Origin of the sequence: Micromonospora sp. NPDC050200 (genome assembly GCF_040656135.1) — a bacterium.
Taxonomy (GTDB): Bacteria; Actinomycetota; Actinomycetes; order Mycobacteriales; family Micromonosporaceae; genus Micromonospora.
In genome coordinates this window covers 1-19,787 of sequence record NZ_JBFALG010000044.1, presented here as the reverse complement: position 1 = coordinate 19,787, position 19,787 = coordinate 1, and the positions used below count along the sequence as shown (strand labels likewise).

Here is a 19,787-nt window from a genome sequence, read left to right as displayed (position 1 = left end):
CGTCATGAGCTGTTCCTCCCCCGGGGGCCGCCCGGCGCGGCCCGCTCCACCACGACCGTGGTCGACTTGATCACCGCGACGGCGATCGAGCCGACCTTGAGGTCCAGTCCGTCGACCGCCTCCCGGCTCATCAGCGAGACCACCCGGAACGGGCCGGCCTGGATGTCGACCTGGGCCATCACCGTGTCCCGGACGACGGCGGTGACGATCCCGCGCAGCCGGTTGCGGGCCGAGGAGAACTCGGCCCGCCCGTCCGGCTCGGCGGCCTGGGCCCGGACGAAGCCGGCCAGCTCGACGCCGTCGACCAGCCGGTGGCCGTGCTCGTCGCGGGTCGCCGCCAGGCGCCCGGCGTCCACCCAGCGCCGCACGGTGTCGGTGCTGACGCCCAGCAGCTCGGCGGCCTCGCTGATCCGGAACACGGTCACCCGGTCACCCTAGCGGCTCGCGTGTGCGTGGCGGAAGCGGCGATTTCCCTCGCGTACCAGAGGGAGGTGGTGGGGGACGGCCGCATCTGCGGCACGGGCCGGGATGTCTGCGGGGAGCTGTCCTCCACCACGCTGAACGAGATGGTCGCGGTGATGCCGGCGAGCGAGGAGACGTCGAAGGTCTTCTGGCGCGGCAACCGGCCGGGATGGTCACCGACTGCGACAGGGTGTCGGTGTGGGTGGAGCCGTACCCGTCCATCCAGGCCTTGTAGGAACCGCCGTGGGCGGCCTGGCTGGCCGAGTTGGTGATCACGCCCGAGGAGGCGGTCCAGCTGACGTTGCCGGACTCGAAGCCGGGGTTGGCCAGCCTCTGGCCGGAGCAGCTGCCCGACGGCGGTTCCGGCTGGCAGACGTCCATCGTGGCCAGCACCGGTCAGGCCCGTCGGGCGGTGGAAAGGCGGAGATCCGTCGACCGGGCTCGAACCGGCGTCCTGCCGGTCCCTAGCCGGCTGCTCTACCGCTGAGCTACGACGGATCTCCGCGCGTCCCGACCGACTGGGCTCGAACCAGCGTCCACCCGGATAAGAGCCGGGCGCTCTACCACTGAGCTACGGCGGGTCGACGACGATGCTGCCCGATCAGCCTTCCGACCGTCCAGCCGAATTCGGCAGTTCGCTCACCACGACGTCGGGCGGTACCCGCAGGTCCTTCCGGAGCGGTCTGCCGGAGAACACGCCGCCGGAGCGCAGCACGGTGGCCCAGACCGGATCGGCGACCGACACCCCGTGCACCAGCTCGGGCGTCGGCCGGAACGTCCCGACCCCGCCAGCCGGCCGGGGCGCCACCCACCCGGACCGGGCGGCGTCGACACCGGCGGCGGCGCAGGCGGCCTCCACGTCCGCCCGGGTGCAGGCGGCGGTGCCGTCGAGCACGTGCCAGGGCAGCGGCAGCCGGGCCCACACCCCGACATCGGGATGCAGGCCGCCCCCGGTCGAGCGGTGCCACGCGGCGAGGTCCGCCGCGATCAGCATCATCGCCTTGCCCGGGCAGGACGCGTCGAGCAGGCCGATGCTGCCGGACGCCTCCAGCGTGCTGATCCAGGCGGCGCGGGCGGTGTTGTACGCCCCGCACAGCAGGTTCCAGGTGGACGAGTCGTTGCCCCGCCGCACGATCATGGTGGACCGGTCGAACTCGCTGCCCGACCAGAGCCGCTGGAGCAGCCCGGCGACCTGGCGCATGACCGCCCACCACCGGCCCAGCAGCTCACCGCGCCGCCCGTCGGAGAGGCGTGCCAGGACCTGCGGGGTCGGATGGACCTGCGCGATCATCCACCAGTCCGTGGCCGGGTCCGCGACGCAGCGGCGGAACAGCAGGTCGGCGATCTCGTCGTACGGGTTGTCCCGCCCGGAGAGCGTGAACTCCCGCCGTAGCTTGCGCTTGGCCGTCAGGTAGGCGACGAAGCACGCGGCCCACGGATCGGCGAGGAAGGCGTCGCGGTCGATGCTGGTCGCGAACCCGGCGCGGGCGAGCATGGTCAACTCCCGCTTGGACCGTTCGGTGCTCAGCCGCCCCGCCTTCGCCGCGACCCGCTGGGTCACCCGGAACCGTCGGTTGTACTGGCGCTTCGACAGCTCGATCCCCGCCGCCACGCGTTCGGCCCGGTTGAGTCGGTCCGCCAGGAAGTCCAGCCGGGCCGGGTCGACGGCGCCGAGCGACTCGCCGAGCCGGCTGGTGAAGTCCAGCAGTGACGCCGGATCGTCGGGGTCGACGCCGCCGGGCGGCAACTCGAACAGGCGCAGCGCCGCCTCGACCTGCCGTGCCCCGCCCACCGGACGGGCGAAGTCCGACGACATCGAGCTCCACCCGTTCCACCGTCCTGCGGCCCGGGCGGCCCGGCCCAGCACCATCCGCTCGCGGAGCCCGACCCGGTCGCCGACCACCCGGAAAACCAGGTGGGCGATCTCCTCCGGCCGGCGCCGCTCGTCCAGCGATGCGTGCAACGCGGTCAGCGCTTCCTCGGCGGATGATCCGGCGACAGACATGAGGGCGATCCTGACAGCGAACCGAATCCGCCGGCAACGGCTTTCGCGTCCGGCCGTATCCAGTGTGCGGACGTACAGCTGTAACGAGTGCCGCCGATTCGTCGGGACCGTCGCACGCCCCCGCCCGCCCCGGGCTACCGTGGCGGGGTCCGGTGGTGGGCCCATCGGCATGTGGCGTGGTGCCGGACTGAGGGGGCGGGACGGGCATGACCGACTACGGGCACGAGCTCCTCTTCGGCAGCTTCCTCACCCCCGCCGCGGACCGACCGGAGCAGGTGGTGGCCCTCACCAAGCTCTGCGAGCAGGTCGGCCTGGACCTCGCCACCTTCCAGGACCACCCCTACCAGCCGAGTTACCTGGACACCTGGACGCTGATGTCGTTCCTGGCGGCGGCGACCAGCCGCATCCGCCTCGCCGGCAACGTGCTGAACCTGCCGCTGCGCCAGCCGACGGTGTTGGCCCGCAGCGTCGCCAGCCTGGACCTGCTCACCGGCGGCCGGGTCGAGCTGGGCCTCGGCGCCGGCGCGTTCTGGGACGCGATCGAGGCGTCCGGGGGACGGCGGCTCACCCCCGGTCAGGCCGTGGACGCGCTGGACGAGGCGATCCGGGTCATCCGGGAGGTGTGGGCCGCCGACCGGCGCGGCATGGTCCGTGTCGACGGCGAGCACTACCGGGTGGTCGGCGCGAAGCGGGGACCCGCGCCCGCGCACCAGGTGGGGATCTGGGTCGGCGCGTACAAGCCGCGGATGCTGCGGCTCGTCGGCCGGGCGGCGGACGGCTGGCTGCCGTCGCTGGCGTACCTGCCCAAGGGGCCGGCGGAGCTGGTCGACCTCAACGCACTCGTCGACGAGGGAGCCGAGGCGGCCGGACGGGATCCCCGGTCGGTGCGGCGACTGCTCAACCTGTCCGGACGGTTCACCCGGACCCGTTCCGGCTTCCTGGCCGGGCCACCGGAGCAGTGGGTCGAGGAGGTGGCCGGTCTCGCCCTGGATCACGGCACGTCCGGGTTCATCCTCGGCGCCGACGACCCCACCGCGATCCAGATCTTCGCCCAGGAGGTCGCGCCCGCGGTGCGGGAACTCGTCGCCGCCGAACGGGCCGAGCCGGGCACCCGCGCCAAGGCCGTCGAGGAACAGCGCGAGGTGGTCGAGGCCGGCACCGCGACCACCCTCGCCGTCGCCCCCACCCCCGATCCGGGGGTACGGCTGACCGACCACCGACTCTGGGACGAGTCCACCCGCCCGGTCGCCCCGCCGGCGCCGGCCGGGCACGTCTACACCCCGCACGCCCAGGCCGTCGGCGCGCACCTCGTCGACGTGCACGACCACCTGCGGCAGGAACTCGGGCAGGTGCGCGACCTGCTCCAGCAGGTCCGGCGGGGCGCCGTCTCGGCCGGTGCCGCCCGGGCGGCGCTCAACGAGATGACCATGCGGCAGAACAACTGGACGCTGGGGGCGTACTGCGCCGCGTACTGCACGGTGGTGACGCAGCATCACGGGCTCGAGGACAATTCGATCTTCCCGCATCTGCGGCGCTCCGACGCCGGGCTGGGGCCCGTGCTCGACCGCCTGGCGGAGGAGCACGTCGTCATCCACGAGGTGGTGGAGGGGGTGGACCGGGCCCTGGTCAACCTGATCCGCGACCCGGACGACTTCACCGAGCTGCAGGAGGCGGTGGACCTGCTCACCGACACGTTGCTGTCGCACCTGTCGTACGAGGAACAGAACATCGTGGAACCGCTGGCGCGTTACGGCTTCTACGCCGGGCAGGTGTGACGGCCCCGTGCGCGGCGATGCCCTACCGGGCCCGGGCCGACCATTCGTCGAGGTCCGAGCTGCGATCTGACTGGGGCAGCTTCGGCGCGGCGCGTCGTGGGCGCCGCTGACCTACCATGCGGGCGTGGCGAACTTCGATGCGTCGGCGGCGGTCACCATGGTCTGGCAGCGGCAGGGTGTCTGGTCGCAGGCCGCCGAGGCCGAGAAGCGGCGCGTCGTGCGCGCGCGTCGTACGGTCGCCGGCCTCACCATCGGGGCCGCCGTCGCCGGTTCCCTGGCCACCCAGCTCGGCGACCCGCACCGGACGGTCAGCCGGTGTCTGGCGATCCTCGCCGCCGCCGCGCTGCTGCTGGTCCCGGTCGCGGCGCGGTGGACCTCGCGGGACTCGGTGCACGCGTGGACCCGGCTGCGGTCGGTCTCCGAGGCGCTGAAGGCCGACGTCCATTGCTACCTGGCCGGTGCGGCGCCGTTCGGCGGCGCCGACCGCGACCAGGTGCTGCTGCGGCGCGCCGACACCCTGTTGGACGACGCGGGGGACCTGATCGGGCGCACGGTCGGCGTCGCGCCGGTCGACCGGCCGCTGCCCGACATCCGCGACGTGCCGAGCTACCTCGCTGGTCGGGTGCGGCGGCAGGTGGCGGGCTACTACGCGCCGATGGCGCAGCGGACGGCGCGGCTGGCGGCGCGCGTCCGGTACGCCGCGACGGCGGTGACGGTGGCCAGCGCCCTGCTCGCCGCGACCGTCGGGGTGCTCGGCGACGGCCTGGGCCTGACCGCGTGGCTCGGTGTCGCGGCGACCGTGACGACCGCCCTGGTCGGCTACGCGGCCGCGCAGCAGTACGAGCACCAGCAGATCGAGTACGCCCGGACCGGCGACCAGCTCACCCGGCTGTGCCTGACCCGTGAGTCCGGGCACGGTTGGACCGACGACGACGCGTTCGTCGCCGAGGCCGAGCGGATCATCTCGCTGTCGAACGAGGGGTGGATGGCGAAGATGATTGAAGAAGATGGCGCAGCGCAGCAGTGACATCACAGCCGGTGCAATATATTATCTTCGATGGTGTCGTTGACCGTGGATGTCCACCGATCATCAACGTAAATGGGGGAACCGACGTGGATCGCATCGCAGTCCGTCCCGACCCGACTCCGAGCTCGCCGCCGCTGGACGACCTGCGGCACACGCCGCTCGGTCAGATCTCCCTCTCCCGGGCGCACGCCGTCGCCCGTACCCACGACCGCAGGGTGGACCGCCCGACCGGTGTCGATGTCGCAGGCTTCGGCTCTTCGATCTGACGCTGGCGGGCCGGGCAGGAAGCCGACCGGGCGGGTCAGCCCGCTGAGTCAGTACGTGCTCAAGCTGACCAGCCGCTGCGACCTCGCCTGCGACCACTGCTACGTCTACCAGCATCCCGACCAGTCCTGGCGCCGCCAGCCGCACGTGATGGCGGCGTCCACCGTGGAGCGGGCGGCGAGCCGGATCGCCGAACACGCCGCCGCGCACGGGCTCGACACCGTCCGGGTCGTCCTGCACGGCGGCGAGCCGCTGCTGGCCGGCGCGGACGACCTGGCCGCCACCGCCGCCGAGCTGCGCCGGCGGATCGACCCGGTGGCCCGGCTCGACCTGCGGATGCAGTCCAACGGTGTGCTGCTCACCCCGCGGATCTGCGACGTGCTCGTCGCGTACGGCGTGAAGGTCGGCATCTCCCTCGACGGCGACCTGGCGGCCAACGACCTGCACCGCCGCTACGCCAGCGGCGCGAGCAGCCACGCCGCCGTGCTGCGAGGGCTGTCCCTGCTGCGCCGCCCCGAATACCGCGCCAGCTACGCGGGCATCCTGTGCACCATCGACCTGGCCAACGACCCGGTCGCGGTCTACGAGGCGGTGCTGGCCCAGGAGCCGCCGCAGATCGACTTCCTGCTCCCGCACGCCAACTGGGAGCGCCCGCCGGTTCGCCCCGACGGGGTGCCCACCCCGTACGCCGACTGGCTGCTGGCCGTGCACCGGCGCTGGCTGGCTGACGGGCGGCCGGTCCCGATCCGGCTCCTGGAGTCCCTGCTCTCCACCGCGTCCGGCGGCGCCAGCCGCACCGAGGCGGTCGGGCTGGGCTTCGCCGACCTGGTCGTCATCGAGACGGACGGGACCTTCGAGCAGGTCGACTCCCTCAAGTCGGCCTACGACGGGGCACCGGCCACCGGGCTGGACGTCTTCCGCCACCGGGTCGACGACGCCGCCGCCCACCCGATGATCGCCATCCGGCAGACCGGTCTGGCCGGCCTCTGCGCCACCTGCCGCGCCTGTGCGGTCGTGCGGCAGTGCGGCGGCGGGCTCTTCGCCCACCGATACCGCCCCGACACCGGCTTCGACAATCCCTCCGCCTACTGCGCCGACCTCAAGGAACTGATCCGTGCGATGACGCCCGCCGACGTGCCGGCCCAGCGGCAGCCCGCCGACTCGCTGGGCCGTACGGTGCTCGACGACCTCGGCTCCGGCTACGGCACCGTCGAGTCGGCCCGCCAGCTCGCCTCGGTCCACCTCGGGCTGGTTCGCGCGCTGCTGGTCGACCTCAGCCCCCGCGCGGCGCGCGACGAGCCGGCCGCGGCCGGCTGGCAGTTGCTGGTCGACCTCGACGTCAGCGCGCCCGACGCTGTCCGCGACGTGCTGGAGCATCCGTTCGTCCGCAGGTGGGCGCAGCGGTCCCGCGACGACACGACGGCCGACCTGTCGTACCTGGCGTGTGTGGCGGCCGCCGCCGCGATCCGCGCCGGAGTCGACGCGGAGCTCACCGTCCCGGTCCGCGACGGGGTGCTGAGCCTGCCCACGCTCGGCGCGCTGACCGTCGACGCCGACGACCGGATGGCCTCGTTTTCCATTCACGACGGTGGCTTCACGGTGCGCCTCGGCTCGCGTCGGATCACCGTGCGACCCGACCGGGCGGGCGTCCCGGACGGGTGGCGGCCGGTGCGGGCGGCGGCCGGCGACGGACACCGCGTCCTGCTGGAGGACACCGACCCGTACCGGGACTGCTATGACCTGCCGGTCGCGCCCCGGCTGCCGGCCGCCGCCGCCGACGGGTGGACCCGGCAGCTGGGCCGGGCGCTGCGCCGCGTCGACGTCGAGGCCGGCGGGTACGCCCCGGGCGTCCGGACGCTGTTGCGCGCGGTGGTGCCGCTGCGCGCCGACGAGGGCGGGATGCAACGCAGCGCCGCCGCCGGGGCGGCCTTCGGGGCGGTGGCCGTCGCGCCGGCCCCCGACGACGCGGCGCTGGCGGTGCTGCTGGTGCACGAGGTGCAGCACCTCAAGCTGCACGCGGTGCTGGACGTGTGCGACCTGTTCGACCGCCACGACCGGCGCCGGCTGACCGTGCCGTGGCGGGCCGACCCCCGGCCGGTGGAGGGCGTCCTGCACGGCACGTACGCGCACCTGGCCGTCGCCGACGTGTGGCGTCGCCGGCCCGGTGGCGCCGCGGCGGCCGCCTTCCGCCGTTACCGCGACTGGACGGACGGCGCCCTCGACGCGCTGCTCGACCTCGGTGCGTTGACCGCCGCCGGCGAGCGGTTCGCGCACCGGATGCGCGACACGCTGGACAGCTGGTCGTGACCCCTGATGCCGCCGAGGTCGCTGCCCACCGGACCGACCGGCCCCGGCGCGGGTGACGGGGACACCGCGTCATTGCGTACGCCGATACTGTGGACTGTCCAGGGTGTCCCACGTCGGGCGGGAGCGGCACGTGACCGAGGAAGAATTCCGGGTCGACCCAGGGGCGCCCGTGTTCTTCCTCAGCTACGCCCGGACGAAGAACCGGGTCGCCGCGCCCCCGCGGGACACCAACCTGAAGGTGTTCCAACTCTTCGTCGACCTCTCCGACCACGTGGTCGAGCTGCTCGGCCTGCCGCCGGGGCGCCCGGCCGGGTTCATGGACCGGATGATCGACGGCGGGCAGCTGTGGACGGAGGACCTGGCCTTCGCCGCCGGCCACACCCAGGTCTTCATCCCGCTGATCTCGCCGCAGTACCTCAACAGCGCCTGGTGCGCCCGCGAGTGGGACGCCTTCGCCCGCCGCCGGTTCACCCTGCGCCCGGGGGCGGCGGCCACGCCGGGGGAGACCCCGATCATCCCGGTCAACTGGTCGGTGGTGGACCGGCAGCGGGTGCCGCCGGTCGTGTCGCAGCGGCAGATGTTCACCCCCACCCGGTTACCCTCGGACATCGCCCCGCAGTACCACGACGAGGGCATCTACGGCCTGCTGAGCCTCGGCAAGAACGGCAAGGACGCCTACGACGCGGTGGTGTGGCGCCTGGCGCAACGCGTCGCCAGGGCGTACCACACGCACTGGGTGCAGGCGCAGGTCCCCGCCGACATGCGGGAGCTCGGCGAGACGTTCGAGGAGGTCGGGCATGACCTGGTCTGACACCCCCTCGGCAGCCGCGGTGGCCGGCCGGCAGACGTACTTCTTCCTCAGCTACGCCCACTCCGTGCCGCTGTCCGCGGCGGCCCGCCCCGACACCGACTTCTGGGTCAACCGGTTCTTCCAGGACCTCGGCGCGGTCGTGCGGCGCGGCGCCCACCGCACCGGCGAGCTCGACGTGGGGTTCTTCGACGGGCTGGTCAGCCCCGGCGCCGACCTCAAGCAGACGCTCACCGACGCGCTCAGCGTCGCCCACGTGTTCGTGCCGCTCTACTCGCCCAAGTACTTCAGCAACGCCTGGGCGGTCGGCGAGCGGGACTCGTTCCGTAGCCGGCTCGCCCGGCTGGCGCCCGGCCGGGCCGCGCGGCACGTCCTGCCGGTGCTCTGGCTGCCGCTGTCGCCGTGGGAGGAGCGGCCGGAGACGGCGCAGGCGCTGGAGCTGGTCAGCGACGACGCCGAGCGCGCCGACTACGCCGAGAACGGGCTGCGGGCGCTGTGCAAGCTCAGCGCCTACCGCCGGCAGTACGAGAGCATCCTGGCGGTGCTCGCCGAGCGGATCATCGCGGTGGCGGAGAGCGAGCCGCTCGCCCCGTCCCGCGCCGCGACCGTGACCAGCAGCCCGGTCGCCGACAGCGGGGAGACGGCGCTGGTGGTCACCACGCTCACCCCGCACGGTCCGCGCTGGCGGCCGTACGGCGACCAGCACGAGCTGGGCGTCGCCGACTACGTCGCCGCCACCGCCGAGCGGCTGGGCCTGTCCACCCGGGTGGTCGCCTTCGCCGACGCCCGCGCCCAGGCGCCGCAGTGCCCGACCGTCGTGCTGGTGGACGCCGCCATCGGCGCCGAGGCCGCGCGCGAGGTGGTCGACGGGCTGCCCCGCTGGGCGGTGCCACTGGTCATCGCCGCCGCCGGCGAGCGTGGCGAGACGACGCCCGAGGCGATTGCCGGTACGTTGCAGGACGCGCGCTTTCCGCAGGTGCTGCCGGTGCGGGAGATCGCGGAGTTCGAACGCTGCGCGCCGCAGCTGGTGATCGAGGCCCGCAAGCAGTTCCTCCGGCACGGGCCGGTCGATCCGCCCGACGGCCCGGCCGTGCCCCGGCCGAGCCTGCGTCCGGCCGGCGCATCAGACGTAGGGCGAGGGAAGGAAGACCGATGACGCGACCGCGCGAGGGCCAGGTCGTCACCTTCTACTCATACAAGGGTGGCACCGGTCGCACCATGGCGCTGGCCAACACGGCCTGGATCCTGGCCGCGAACGGGCAGCGGGTGCTCGTCGCCGACTGGGACCTGGAATCCCCCGGTCTGCACCGGTTCTACGCGCCGTTCCTCGACCCCGAGCAGGTCGCGTCCACCGGCGGGGTGATGGACCTGATCCTGGAGTACGAGTGGGAGAACGCCCGGCGACGCGGGGAGTCCGACGCCCCGCGCCCCGGTGACTGGCACCGCCAGTTCGCCCGGGTGCACAAGTACGCCTTCTCGGTGAGCTGGGAGTTCCCCGGCGGCGGCAGCCTCGACCTGCTGCTCGCCGGCCGGCACAACCCCGACTACGCCACCAGCGTCACCAGCCTGAACTGGGACAACTTCTACAACCGGCTCGGCGGTGCGCAGTTCTTCGACGCGCTGCGCGAGGACATGAAGCGGCACTACGACTACACGCTGATCGACAGCCGCACCGGCATCAGCGACGTCGCCGAGATCTGCACCATCCACCTGCCGGACGTGCTGGTGGACTGCTTCACCCTCAGCGACCAGGGCATCGACGGCGCCGCGGCGGTCGCCCGCCGGGTCCGCGGGTACGAGGGGCGCCGCGCGCGGCGGGTGCTGCCGGTGCCGATGCGGGTCGACGACGGGGAGAAGGGCAAGCGGGACGCCGGCCGGACGCTGGCGATGCAGCGCTTCGCCGGCCTGCCCAGCGGCATGACCGACGCCGAACGCCAGGAGTACTGGCTGACCGTAGAGGTGCCCTACCGGGCCTACTACGCCTACGAGGAGACGCTGGCGACCTTCGGTGACGAGCCGGGCGGCCGCACCACCCTGCTGTCCGCGTACGAGACGTTGACCAGCCACATCACCAACGGTCGGATCACCGCCCTGCCCCGGCTCGACGAGGCGCTGCGCCGGCAGACCGTCCAGCGCTTCGAGCGCAAGCCGGCGGTCCCCGACGAGCTGATCGTGCTGCGGCACGCCGCCGAGGACCAGGCCTGGGCGGAGTGGGTGCAGGCGGTGCTCACCGCGGCGGACCTGCGGGTGCTGACCGTCCCGCCGGGCGCCCCGGCGCCGGTGAAGGCCGACACCGCCTCCCGCGAGCTGAGGCTGGTCTCCCGGGCGTACGTCGCCGCGCAGGACCGGTTGGGCACGGATGCCGCCGGGCGGGGCGGGTCCACGCTCGCCGTCCACCTCGACGACACCGCGCCCGCCCCGGACGTCCCCGTCGGCAGCTGGACCTCGGTGCACAACCGGGGCGTCGAGGCCGCCACGGAGCAGCTGCTCAAGCTCGTCGGGCGGCCGACCGGCGACGGCGGGCGGGGTCTGCCCGGGGCGCGGTACCCGGCCGTCGGGGCGGAGGTGTTCAACCCGCCGGGCCGCAACGTGCGCTTCACCGGGCGGGAGCAGCTGCTGCGCCGGCTGCGCGAGGAGCTGAAGGCCGGCGGGAACGACCGCACCCCGGTGGCGCTGCTCGGCGGCGCCGGGATCGGCAAGACCCAGCTGGCCATCGAGTACGCGCACCGCTTCCGCGGGGCGTACGACATCGTCTGGTGGATCGACGCGGACCCGCCGCAGTTCGTGGACGTGCAGGTGGCCGACCTCGGCCGGGAGCTCGGCCTGCCGGAGCTGCCGACCATCCCGGAGAAGACCCGGGCGGTGCGGCAGTGGCTCAGCCGCGCCGAGCGCCACGACGACGGCGGCCCACCGCCGCGGTGGTTGCTCGTGTTCGACAACGCCGACCAGTACGAGCACGTCAAGGACTTCCTGCCGCAGGGCAACGGCCACGTGCTGGTCACCACCCGCAACCCGGACTGGGGGGACCTGGCCCGGGCCGTGGACGTGGAGGCGTTCCAGCGGACAGAGAGCGTGGCGCACCTGCGGGCCCGCATCGGCGAGCAGTTGATGAGCGTCGCCGAGGCCGAGCAGGTCGCCGAGGCGGTGGAGAACATCCCGATCCTGGTCGCGATGGCCGGCGCCTGGCTGGCCGACACCGGCACCCCGGTCGGGGACTACCTAACCGGGCTGGAACGCACCGGCCCGGAGACCGACGTGTGGGGCCACTCCCTGCAGCGGCTCAGGGAGCAGTCCGCCGGGGCGTACCGGCTGCTCCAGCTCGCCTCGGTGCTGGCGCCGGAGATCTCCCTCGACCTGCTCTACGGCGACCAGGTGGCCCGGGTCATCGCCCCGCACGACCCGGTGGTAGCGGCGCGGGTGGCCGACCGGGTGTCCGAGCGGGACATCGCGGCGGCGCTGGTGCAGCGGATCAACCGGCTCGCGTTGATCAAGGTGGACCTGCACGCCCAGCGGGTGCAGGTGCACCGCCTGCTGCAGGCCGCCCTCCGGGTCCGGATGTCCGACACCGAACTCAACGAGATCAAGCACGACGTGCACCGGATCCTCGCCGGGTCCCGCCCGTCCGGAGAGGTGGAGGACCCGGCCCTGCAGGACCGGTTCCGCATCCTCTGGCCGCACCTGGACGGCTCCGACGCCGTCTCCTGCCAGGACGACAACGTCCGTCAGCTGGTCATCGACCGGATCCGCTACATCTACCTCAACGGCGGCTTCGAGCAGGGCGAGCAGTACGCCCGGCAGGCGGACAAGACCTGGTCGACGCGGCTGGAGGAGTTCTCACCGGACTCCTCGCCGCACCGGGCCCTGCGGGTGCAGCTGCTGCACCTGCGGTTCAACCGGGCGAACCTGCTGCGCGGCCTGGGCCGTTTCGAGGAGGCCCGCCAGCTCGACGAGGACACCCTGCGCCAGCAGGAGGAGCTGATCGGCCCCAGCCACCCGTACACCCTCATGACGGCCGGCAGCTACGCCGGCGACCTGCGCGCCCTCGGCCGCTACCGGGAGGCGCTGGAGCGGGACCTGCGCACCCACGCGGCGTCGGTCGAGGTGTTCGGCGAGGACAACCGCCGCACCCTGGTCGCGGCCAACAACCTCGCCGCCTCGTACCAGCTGATGGGCGATTTCACCCGGTCCCGGGAGCTGGACGAGAGCACCTACCGCCGGCTGCGGCTGGTCCTGGGCGCCGACCACCCGCGGACCCTCTTCTCCGCCAGCAACCTCGCCCGGGACCTGCGCGAGGGCGGCGAGTACGAGCGGTCGGTGTCGCTGCTGCGGGGCGTCGTGGAGGGCTACCGCCGGCTCTTCGGCGAGCAGTCCCGCGACGCGCTCGTCGCGCAGGCCAACCTCGCCGTGTCGCTGCGCAGCACCGGGGAGATCGAAGAGGCGGCCGAGTTGCTCGACGTCGCCCACGAGCGGCTGCGGGCCAGCTTCGGTCCGACCAGCCCGGACGCCCTGTTCACCTGGCTGAGCCGCACCGCGAACCTGATGCTGCTGGGCCAGGGCGGCCGGGCCCGGGCCGAACTGGCCGAGGTGGGGCAGATGTTCGCCCAGGTGTTCGGCGTCGACCACCCGTACGCGCTGGTCTGCCGCAACAACCTGGCGGTGGCGACCTGGGACGCGGGGGAGACCGGGACCGCCCGGTCGCTCGCCGAGTCCGCCGTGGAGGCGCTGCGCGCGGCGCTGGAGGAGCGGCACCCGTTCGTCATGGCGGCGGCCAACAACGTCGCGGTCTTCGACATCTACTCCGGTGAGCTGGAGGAGGGCCGGGCGCGGCTGCGGACGGTCGTCGAGCGGATGGTCGACGTGCTCGGCCCCGAACACCCCGACACCCTGCGCGGCCTGGGCAATCTGGAGGTCGTCCACCAGATGGCCTCGGGCGGGCTGGTGAGCATCGGGCGGACCCGGATCGCCGATCGGCTGGCCGACCGGATCGGGCAGCGCCACCCGAGCGTGGTGGTGCTGCGCGACGGCCGGCTGGTGCGCCGGGTCGTCGACCCGCACCCCTACTGAGCGGGCCGGCTGCCGATCAGCACGTCCCGGCCCACCGGCGCGTCGACGTCGGTGAGCCAGCGCAGCATGCGCGGCAGCTCCTCCACGGCGTCGAAGTGCGCCGCGCCGGGCTGGACCTCGACCTCAGCGCCCGGGATCTGCCCGGCCAGCCACCGCGCGTGGCTGGCCGGGGCGAAGGTGTCCTCCGCGCCGTGCCACAGCCGCACCGGGGTCACCGCGGTGTCGATCGCGCCGAGGTCGAACTTCCAGCTCCGCCGCAACGCCAGCACGTCGTCGATCCACCCGTACGGGCCGGCGCGCAGCGCCTCCTCGTAGGTGTCGGTGATGAGCCGCCGCAGCGCCGCGTCGTTGACCGCCCGCCGGTCCGCCGCGCTCATCTCCACCATCAGCTCTTCCAACAGGAACCTCGGGTCCTCGATCGCCCGTGCGGCGCGGCGCCGGATCTGTTCGATCATCGAGGCGGTGTCGCGGTTGCCGTCGCCGCCGAAGCCGCGCACGTTGTCGCCGTTCATCCCGGCGAACCAGTCCAGCTGCGCGGCGTCGGACGGGGCGAAGCTGACCAGCACCGCGACCCGGGTCACCCGGCCGCGTAACGCGCCGTCGGCGGCGCAGGCCAGCGCGTGCGGGCCGCCGCCGGAGCGGCCGGCGACCGCGAACCGCTCCAGCCCGAGCTGGTCGGCGATCGCCTCGACGTCGCGGGCGGCGTCGGCGACGTCGCGGCCTTCCCGCCGGTCGGAGTCGCCGTATCCGGGACGGTCGTGGGCGATGAGCCGGACGCCGAGCCGGTAGAGCACGATGCCGCGTGGTTTCGGGCCACAGCGGCTGCCGGGGGTGCCGTGCAGGAGGAAGACGGGAAAACCGTCGGGCGCGCCGGTGACCTCGTACGCCACGCGCTTGTTGTCCGCGCGGCGGGCGAATTCGGCCCCTGGCTCGCCATCTCGGGTCACTCCAGCCTGCCTTCCGGTGCTGCGTTCAGCCAACGTGCGTAACCCGGCGGGTGAAGCCGCTGATCCGGCTGCGACGACCTCACTCAGCATTTGAGCCTAACGGTCGGGCCGGTCGCGTCGCTATGGAGAGCATCGACAAGCGGCCGGATCTGTCGGAAACGACACCTGTCCGGTCCTTCTCCTGAAACTTCCGTCCGACGCCCTGACCGGCCCGTACGGGTGCCGCGGGTCACCGGTCGGCACCCGCGCCGCACGCCTGGGCCGGGGCGTCGGGCTCCCACCCGCCGCCGGGAGCACCGGCCCCGACCGCGCGTGGGTCGCCGTAGCGCCAGTGCAGCCGGTACTGGGCGCGCAGCCGGGGCCGGGGCACCTGCCACTCGTACCCGACGACGGCCTCACGTTCCCGACGGCGGGGGACGATGTCGGCGGTCGTCTCGGAGGTGAACGAGGTCTCGCTGCCCCAGACCGTGGGCCGGGCGGCGGCGGGCAGGTCGAGCCGGATGGCGAGGCGGCGGGTGGGCAGCCGGATGTCGCGTTGCAGCCAGTCGCCGTACTTCCACACCGGCACCCGGTAGGCGTAGTCGAGCACGGTGCGCTGCCCGGGGTAGAGCGGCACGGGCGCGCCGCCGGTGTCGAACATCAGGGCGATCTTCAGGAAGGCGTCCCGGCTGCGGGTCACCCGCCAGCGCATCGGTTCCGGCCGGTCGGCGCCGATGGTGGCGGTGAAGTCGACCTCGTCCAGCGTGAGCGGGTGGCGGCTGTGGAAGGCCGTGGAGCGGGCCGGGTCGTCGGGGAACCGGTCGATGTCGATCTGCACGGTGTGCCGGGTGATCGGCTCGGTGCCGACGCTGTGCAGGATCCGCCGGAACCGGCACTCGTACCAGCCGTCGGCCAGGGACAGGGTGGCCTGTTCGTCGTCGATCACCAGGTGCGGCCCGGCGGGTGGTGGCACGGCCGTGGGGCCCGGGGCGGGCAGCCGGCCGTGCCCGCGCGCGCCGGCGAAGTCGACGTACCGCTGCCAGATGCGGTTGCCGCTGTCGAGCACCAACTCGACGCGGCGGGCGAACTCCTCGGTCGGCTGGTGCCGGCCGTTCTCGATGTGGCTGACGTACGAGGGGTCGAAGCCGGTCCGCTCCGCCAGTTCCTTCTTGGACAGTCGGCGCTGGTGTCGCCAGTGCGTGAGCTCCCGCACGAAGGCCGCGGCCGTCTCGTCCTGTGTGGAGCTTGCCATGCCCCCGTCCCTCGGTGTCGGGGCTCAAGTGTGTCTCAGGTGTTGCGACCGCGCCAGCGGTGATTTGCCGGTCGTCGGCCGGCCCCCGCAGAAGTTCACCGGCTGGCGCCAGGAGTGTGAACGAGGCGTTACCGAGCAGCCAACACCGCCGCGGCGGCCCGGACCTCCTCGTCCTCGGTGAAGGCGCGCCAGCCCCCGCCGTCGGAGAGCCTGCGCGCGCAGGTGACACCGGGCGAGGCGTGGGAGTTCATCCGCCTGGGTATCACTTCCGGTCATGTGCACCAGCAGCACGGTGGCCGACGAGCGCCCCGCGACCGCCGCGAACATGGGCACGGTCGCGGTCGTCGCCCACCGGAAGAAGACCCTCGGGGGCGGCCTCGACGAGCTGCGCGCGACCCTCGTCGCCGCCGGGGTCGAGCACCTGCTCTGGTACGAGGTGCCGAAGAGCCGCAAGGCCCCGAAGAAGGCCCGCAAGGCGCTGAGGGAGGGCGCCGGCCTGGTCTTCGTCTGGGGCGGCGACGGCATGGTGCAGCGCTGCGCCGACGCCCTTGCCGGATCGGGCGCCGCCATGGCGATCCTGCCCGCCGGCACCGCCAACCTCTTCGCCGCCAACCTCGGCATCCCCGCCGACCTCACCGAGGCGGTCCGCGTCGGCCTGTACGGCCACCGCCGCCGGCTGGACCTGGGCTGGCTCAACGGCGAGCACTTCGCGGTGATGGCCGGCGCGGGCTTCGACGGTGACCTGATCCGGGAGGCCGACCGCACACTCAAGGGCCGGCTCGGCCGGGTCGCCTACCTCTGGACCGGCCTTCGCCACGTGCGGGGCGAGCTGGTGCGTACCCGGATCCGGGTCGACGGGACCGACTGGTTCGACGGCGAGGCGAGCTGCGTGCTCTTCGGCAACGTCGGCACGATCACCGGGGGAGTGCCCGCGTTCGACGACGCCCGCCCCGACGACGGTGCCTTGGAGATCGGCGTCTCCACGGCCAGCGCCGCGATCGACTGGGCGCGCACCCTCGGCCGGATGGCCGCCGGCCGCTCCGAGGACTCGCCGTTCGTCCGGATCACCCGAGGCCGCAAGGTCAAGGCCCGCTTCGCGGTGCCGAAGACGTACGAGCTGGACGGCGGCGCGCGCGGCGAGACGACCCGGTTAAAGGTCAGGGTGGTCCCGGGGGCGTTGACCGTCTGCTGCCCAGAGACGGAGACTTGAGAGGCACGCCGGTGGTGACCGGGGGAGGGGTGATGGGCCCGCCACAGGACATGGTGACCGTCCGTCGGCTGCGCCTGGGTATCGGCGTGGTCGGCATCGCGTTGCCGTTCGTGCTGACCGCCGGCAACGCCCTCTTCGCCGGGCGCCTGACGCTGCTCGAATCGATCAGCGGGGCGTACCACACGGCGATGCGGGACGTCTTCGTCGGCAGCATGTGCGCCATCGGCGTCTTCCTCGTCTGCTACCGGTACCGCCCGCTGGACGACGCGCTGAGCAGCGTCGCCGGCGTGCTGGCGGTCGTGGTCGCGTTGTTCCCCACCGCCTCCGGTGCCGGGGACGGCCCGGTCAGCGGTACCGATGTCCTGGTCGGTCGGGTGCACCAGGTCTGCGCCGCCGCCCTGTTCCTGCTGCTGGCCGGCTTCTGCCTGTTCCTGTTCACCCGGACCGATCCGGCCGTCGTCCCGGTCACCCCGGAGAAGCTGGTCCGCAACCGCGTCTACCGGGTCTGCGGTGCGGTCATCGTCGTGGCGGTCGCGCTGGCGCCGGCCAGCACCCTGCTCCCGGACGCGGTGCGGGAGACGGTCAAGCCGGTCTTCTGGTGCGAGACGGTCGCCGTGCTCGCCTTCGGCATCGCCTGGCTGGTCAAGGGCGAGGCGATCATCCGGGACGGGAGCGGTCCGGGCGCGGACCCGACCTGAGCGTGCCGCGGTGCCCGCCTCGCGTCCTGGGCCGTCATCACGTTCCGGCTCAACCCCTGGTCCTCCTCGTGCTGGGCGGCGGTCGGCCCGCTGACCGGGCCGGGGCAGGATGGCGGGCATGGACCCGACCGTACGGCGTTATCTCGACGACCTGGTCGACGCGGCCCGGGACGTTCTCGGCGGCGACCTGACCGGCGCGTACGCGGCCGGTTCGGTGGGCCTGGACGCCTATCAGCCGGGCCGCAGCGACGTGGATGTGGCGCTGGTCGTCGCGGGACCGCTGGACGCCGGACGCAAGCGCGACCTGGTGGCCCGGCTGCGGCACGAGGCGCTGCCGTGCCCGGCGCGCGGCCTGGAGCTGGTCGCCTACACCCGCGCGGTCGCCGGCTCCGGCACCCCCGAGCCCGGTTTCGAGGTCGAACTCAACACCGGGGCGCGGATGCCGTTCCGGGCCACCTGGGACCCCGCCGACCGGCCCGCCGCCGACGGCCGCTTCTGGTACGGCCTGGACCGCGACATCCTGCACGAGCACGGGTACGCGCTGCTCGGCCCGCCCGCCGCCGACGTCTTCGCCGGCCTCGCCCCGGACGACCTGCGGCGGCTGCTCGTCGAGGCGCTGCGCTGGTGGCTCGCCCTGCCCACCCTGGCAGACGACGCGCCCGCCCCCGGCGCCGAGGACGCGGTGCTGGGCGCCTGTCGTTCGCTGGTGAAGGCCCGGCACGGGGTGTGGCTGTCGAAGGTCGCCGCCGGCCGCCGGCTGGCCGACGCCGGCTACGACCGCGACCTGATCGGGCGCTGCGTCGCCGCGCGCGCCGGTGGCGTTCCGCCGAGCGGCGCGCAGGCCCGGGCGTTCCAGTGGCGGGTGCTGGCGGAGATCGCGGCCGGCGGCTGAGACCGCTTCCGAAAACGGCTGTCGGGTCGTCGTACCCGGTTGTCATCATGGCTGCCGTGACCCCGGTGACGATCATCAAGGGTGACGCGACCAGCCCGCAGGCCAAGGGCCGCAAGGTGATCGCGCACCTCTGCAACGACCTCGGCGGCTGGGGCAGGGGCTTCGTGCTGGCCGTCAGCCGTCGCTGGCCGGAGCCGGAACGGGACTACCGCGACTGGCACCGGCACCGGGCACGCAACGACTTCGGCCTGGGCGCGGTCCGCCTGGTGCGGGTCGCTCCGGACGTGTGGGTGGCGAACATGGTCGGCCAGCGGGGGATCCGGGCCGGCAGCGGCGGCCCGCCGATCCGGTACGACGCCGTCGAGCGATGCCTGACCTCGCTCGGCGACCACGTCCGGGCGTTGGGGGCGTCGGTGCACATGCCGCGCATCGGTTGCGGGCTCGCCGGTGGCACCTGGAGCCGGATCGAGCCCATCATTGTCCGCACGCTCGGTGTGCGGGACATCGCCGTCACCGTCTACGACCAGGATTAGCGAAAATCGGCTGACTTCCCGCGTGTGGCGGCGGCGCGACGCCCGGCGGTGCGGAGGTCCACGACGTTCAGCGCCCGGGTGCCGGCCTGTGTGGTCGACGGGGGTGGCCGTACAGATGGTGCGTGTCGGGTTCGCGTCCCGGTGCAGTCGGGTCCGCGCTAGATCGCCCCCGGCCCGGCAACGGAGGGTGTGACCAGCCCACCCCGCACTCCGAGACGAGGTAGTCATGCCCGTGACTCCGAGCTGCATCCTGCTGGAGCCGGCGTTCGGTGACCGGTACGCCGTCGCCTACCGCAAGGAGTTGACGGCCGCGTCCGAGGCCTCGATCGGGGCGTGCGGGGTGGTGATCGGCGGCGGGACCGCCGTCGGTGACGTGGAGGTCTCCAACTGCCGCTTCGACCAGGTGGCGGAGGGGGTAACAACTGCTCGCCATTTTATAGGCAGGCGTAGTCATGCATCGCCGCGTATCCTGGTTGGGTGAAGCTTTCGGAGTGGGCGCGCCAGCAGGGCGTGAGCTATCAGACCGCTTGGCGGTGGGTGAAGGACGGGAAGATGCCGGTCCCT

The 19,787-nt window shown here is 73.4% G+C and carries 18 protein-coding genes, 2 tRNA genes and 1 pseudogene; 13 read left to right on the top strand and 8 right to left on the bottom strand.

What is annotated here, in order from left to right; genetic code table 11:
• Positions 1-2: 2 nt before the first annotated feature.
• The 5 genes from AB0I41_RS24910 to AB0I41_RS24890 all read right to left on the bottom strand — a co-directional run bounded on the left by AB0I41_RS24910 (position 3) and on the right by AB0I41_RS24890 (position 2,467).
• Positions 3-425, bottom strand: coding sequence for a TOBE domain-containing protein (locus AB0I41_RS24910; protein WP_357112057.1), 423 nt, complete (start codon positions 423-425; stop codon positions 3-5).
• Complete coding sequence (locus AB0I41_RS24905; RefSeq protein WP_357112054.1) at positions 422-622, bottom strand: hypothetical protein; 201 nt, start codon at positions 620-622, stop codon at positions 422-424. Before AB0I41_RS24905 ends, AB0I41_RS24910 begins: the two co-directional genes overlap by 4 nt.
• A gap of 266 nt (positions 623-888) precedes the next feature.
• Positions 889-960, bottom strand: a tRNA-Pro gene (locus AB0I41_RS24900).
• 10 nt (positions 961-970) lie between these two features.
• Positions 971-1,043 (bottom strand) — tRNA-Lys (locus AB0I41_RS24895).
• A 20-nt stretch (positions 1,044-1,063) separates the two neighbouring features.
• Positions 1,064-2,467 (bottom strand): hypothetical protein, encoded by a 1,404-nt coding sequence (locus AB0I41_RS24890; protein ID WP_357112051.1) that lies wholly within the window; start codon positions 2,465-2,467, stop codon positions 1,064-1,066.
• Positions 2,468-2,673: 206 nt separating this feature from the next.
• Here AB0I41_RS24890 and AB0I41_RS24885 point away from each other — a divergent pair, with 206 nt between their 5' ends.
• The 7 genes from AB0I41_RS24885 (at position 2,674) to fxsT (ending at position 13,712) form a co-directional block, all read left to right on the top strand.
• A complete protein-coding gene (locus AB0I41_RS24885; protein WP_357112048.1) occupies positions 2,674-4,242 on the top strand; it encodes an LLM class flavin-dependent oxidoreductase in 1,569 nt (522 codons plus the stop codon).
• Positions 4,243-4,366: 124 nt separating this feature from the next.
• Positions 4,367-5,269, top strand: coding sequence for a DUF4231 domain-containing protein (locus tag AB0I41_RS24880; RefSeq protein WP_357112045.1), 903 nt, complete (start codon positions 4,367-4,369; stop codon positions 5,267-5,269).
• Positions 5,270-5,355: 86 nt separating this feature from the next.
• Complete coding sequence (locus tag AB0I41_RS24875; protein WP_357112042.1) at positions 5,356-5,535, top strand: FXSXX-COOH protein; 180 nt, start codon at positions 5,356-5,358, stop codon at positions 5,533-5,535.
• A complete protein-coding gene (locus tag AB0I41_RS24870) occupies positions 5,507-7,840 on the top strand; it encodes an FxsB family cyclophane-forming radical SAM/SPASM peptide maturase (protein ID WP_357112038.1) in 2,334 nt (777 codons plus the stop codon). Before AB0I41_RS24875 ends, AB0I41_RS24870 begins: the two co-directional genes overlap by 29 nt.
• 130 nt (positions 7,841-7,970) lie before the next feature.
• Complete coding sequence (locus AB0I41_RS24865) at positions 7,971-8,651, top strand: TIR-like protein FxsC (protein WP_357112035.1); 681 nt, start codon at positions 7,971-7,973, stop codon at positions 8,649-8,651.
• A complete protein-coding gene (locus AB0I41_RS24860; protein WP_357112032.1) occupies positions 8,638-9,804 on the top strand; it encodes a TIR-like protein FxsC in 1,167 nt (388 codons plus the stop codon). The genes AB0I41_RS24865 and AB0I41_RS24860 overlap by 14 nt, the downstream gene beginning before the upstream one ends.
• Positions 9,801-13,712, top strand: coding sequence for an FxSxx-COOH system tetratricopeptide repeat protein (fxsT, locus tag AB0I41_RS24855; RefSeq protein ID WP_357112029.1), 3,912 nt, complete (start codon positions 9,801-9,803; stop codon positions 13,710-13,712). The genes AB0I41_RS24860 and fxsT overlap by 4 nt, the downstream gene beginning before the upstream one ends.
• Here fxsT and AB0I41_RS24850 read toward each other — a convergent pair.
• The 3 genes from AB0I41_RS24850 to AB0I41_RS24840 form a co-directional block, all read right to left on the bottom strand.
• Positions 13,706-14,659: an alpha/beta hydrolase gene (locus tag AB0I41_RS24850; RefSeq protein WP_357112026.1), complete on the bottom strand. Its 954-nt coding sequence runs from the start codon at positions 14,657-14,659 to the stop codon at positions 13,706-13,708. The two genes, fxsT and AB0I41_RS24850, sit on opposite strands and share 7 nt — an antisense overlap.
• 229 nt (positions 14,660-14,888) lie before the next feature.
• Positions 14,889-15,890 carry a helix-turn-helix transcriptional regulator gene (locus tag AB0I41_RS24845; RefSeq protein WP_357112023.1) on the bottom strand — a complete coding sequence of 334 codons (1,002 nt, stop codon included), beginning with the start codon at positions 15,888-15,890 and terminating at the stop codon, positions 14,889-14,891.
• 128 nt (positions 15,891-16,018) lie between these two features.
• A complete protein-coding gene (locus AB0I41_RS24840; protein ID WP_357112020.1) occupies positions 16,019-16,141 on the bottom strand; it encodes a hypothetical protein in 123 nt (40 codons plus the stop codon).
• A gap of 23 nt (positions 16,142-16,164) precedes the next feature.
• On the opposite strand from AB0I41_RS24840, the gene AB0I41_RS24835 reads away from it, so the two are divergent.
• The 6 genes and pseudogenes from AB0I41_RS24835 to AB0I41_RS24810 form a co-directional block, all read left to right on the top strand.
• Complete coding sequence (locus AB0I41_RS24835) at positions 16,165-17,100, top strand: diacylglycerol kinase family protein (protein WP_357112017.1); 936 nt, start codon at positions 16,165-16,167, stop codon at positions 17,098-17,100.
• 32 nt (positions 17,101-17,132) lie between these two features.
• A complete protein-coding gene (locus AB0I41_RS24830; protein ID WP_357112014.1) occupies positions 17,133-17,798 on the top strand; it encodes a DUF998 domain-containing protein in 666 nt (221 codons plus the stop codon).
• A 118-nt stretch (positions 17,799-17,916) separates the two neighbouring features.
• The gene (locus AB0I41_RS24825) at positions 17,917-18,690 is read left to right on the top strand and encodes a nucleotidyltransferase domain-containing protein (protein WP_357112011.1); all 774 of its coding nucleotides are present in this window, start codon (positions 17,917-17,919) and stop codon (positions 18,688-18,690) included.
• Between the two features lie 47 nt (positions 18,691-18,737).
• Positions 18,738-19,223, top strand: coding sequence for a macro domain-containing protein (locus AB0I41_RS24820; protein WP_357112008.1), 486 nt, complete (start codon positions 18,738-18,740; stop codon positions 19,221-19,223).
• Between the two features lie 226 nt (positions 19,224-19,449).
• Entirely contained in the window at positions 19,450-19,704 is a 255-nt protein-coding gene (locus tag AB0I41_RS24815; protein WP_357112005.1) for a hypothetical protein, read from the top strand.
• A pseudogene (locus AB0I41_RS24810) lies at positions 19,701-19,787 on the top strand (IS607 family transposase); the annotation flags it as partial. The gene AB0I41_RS24815 and the pseudogene AB0I41_RS24810, both read left to right, overlap by 4 nt.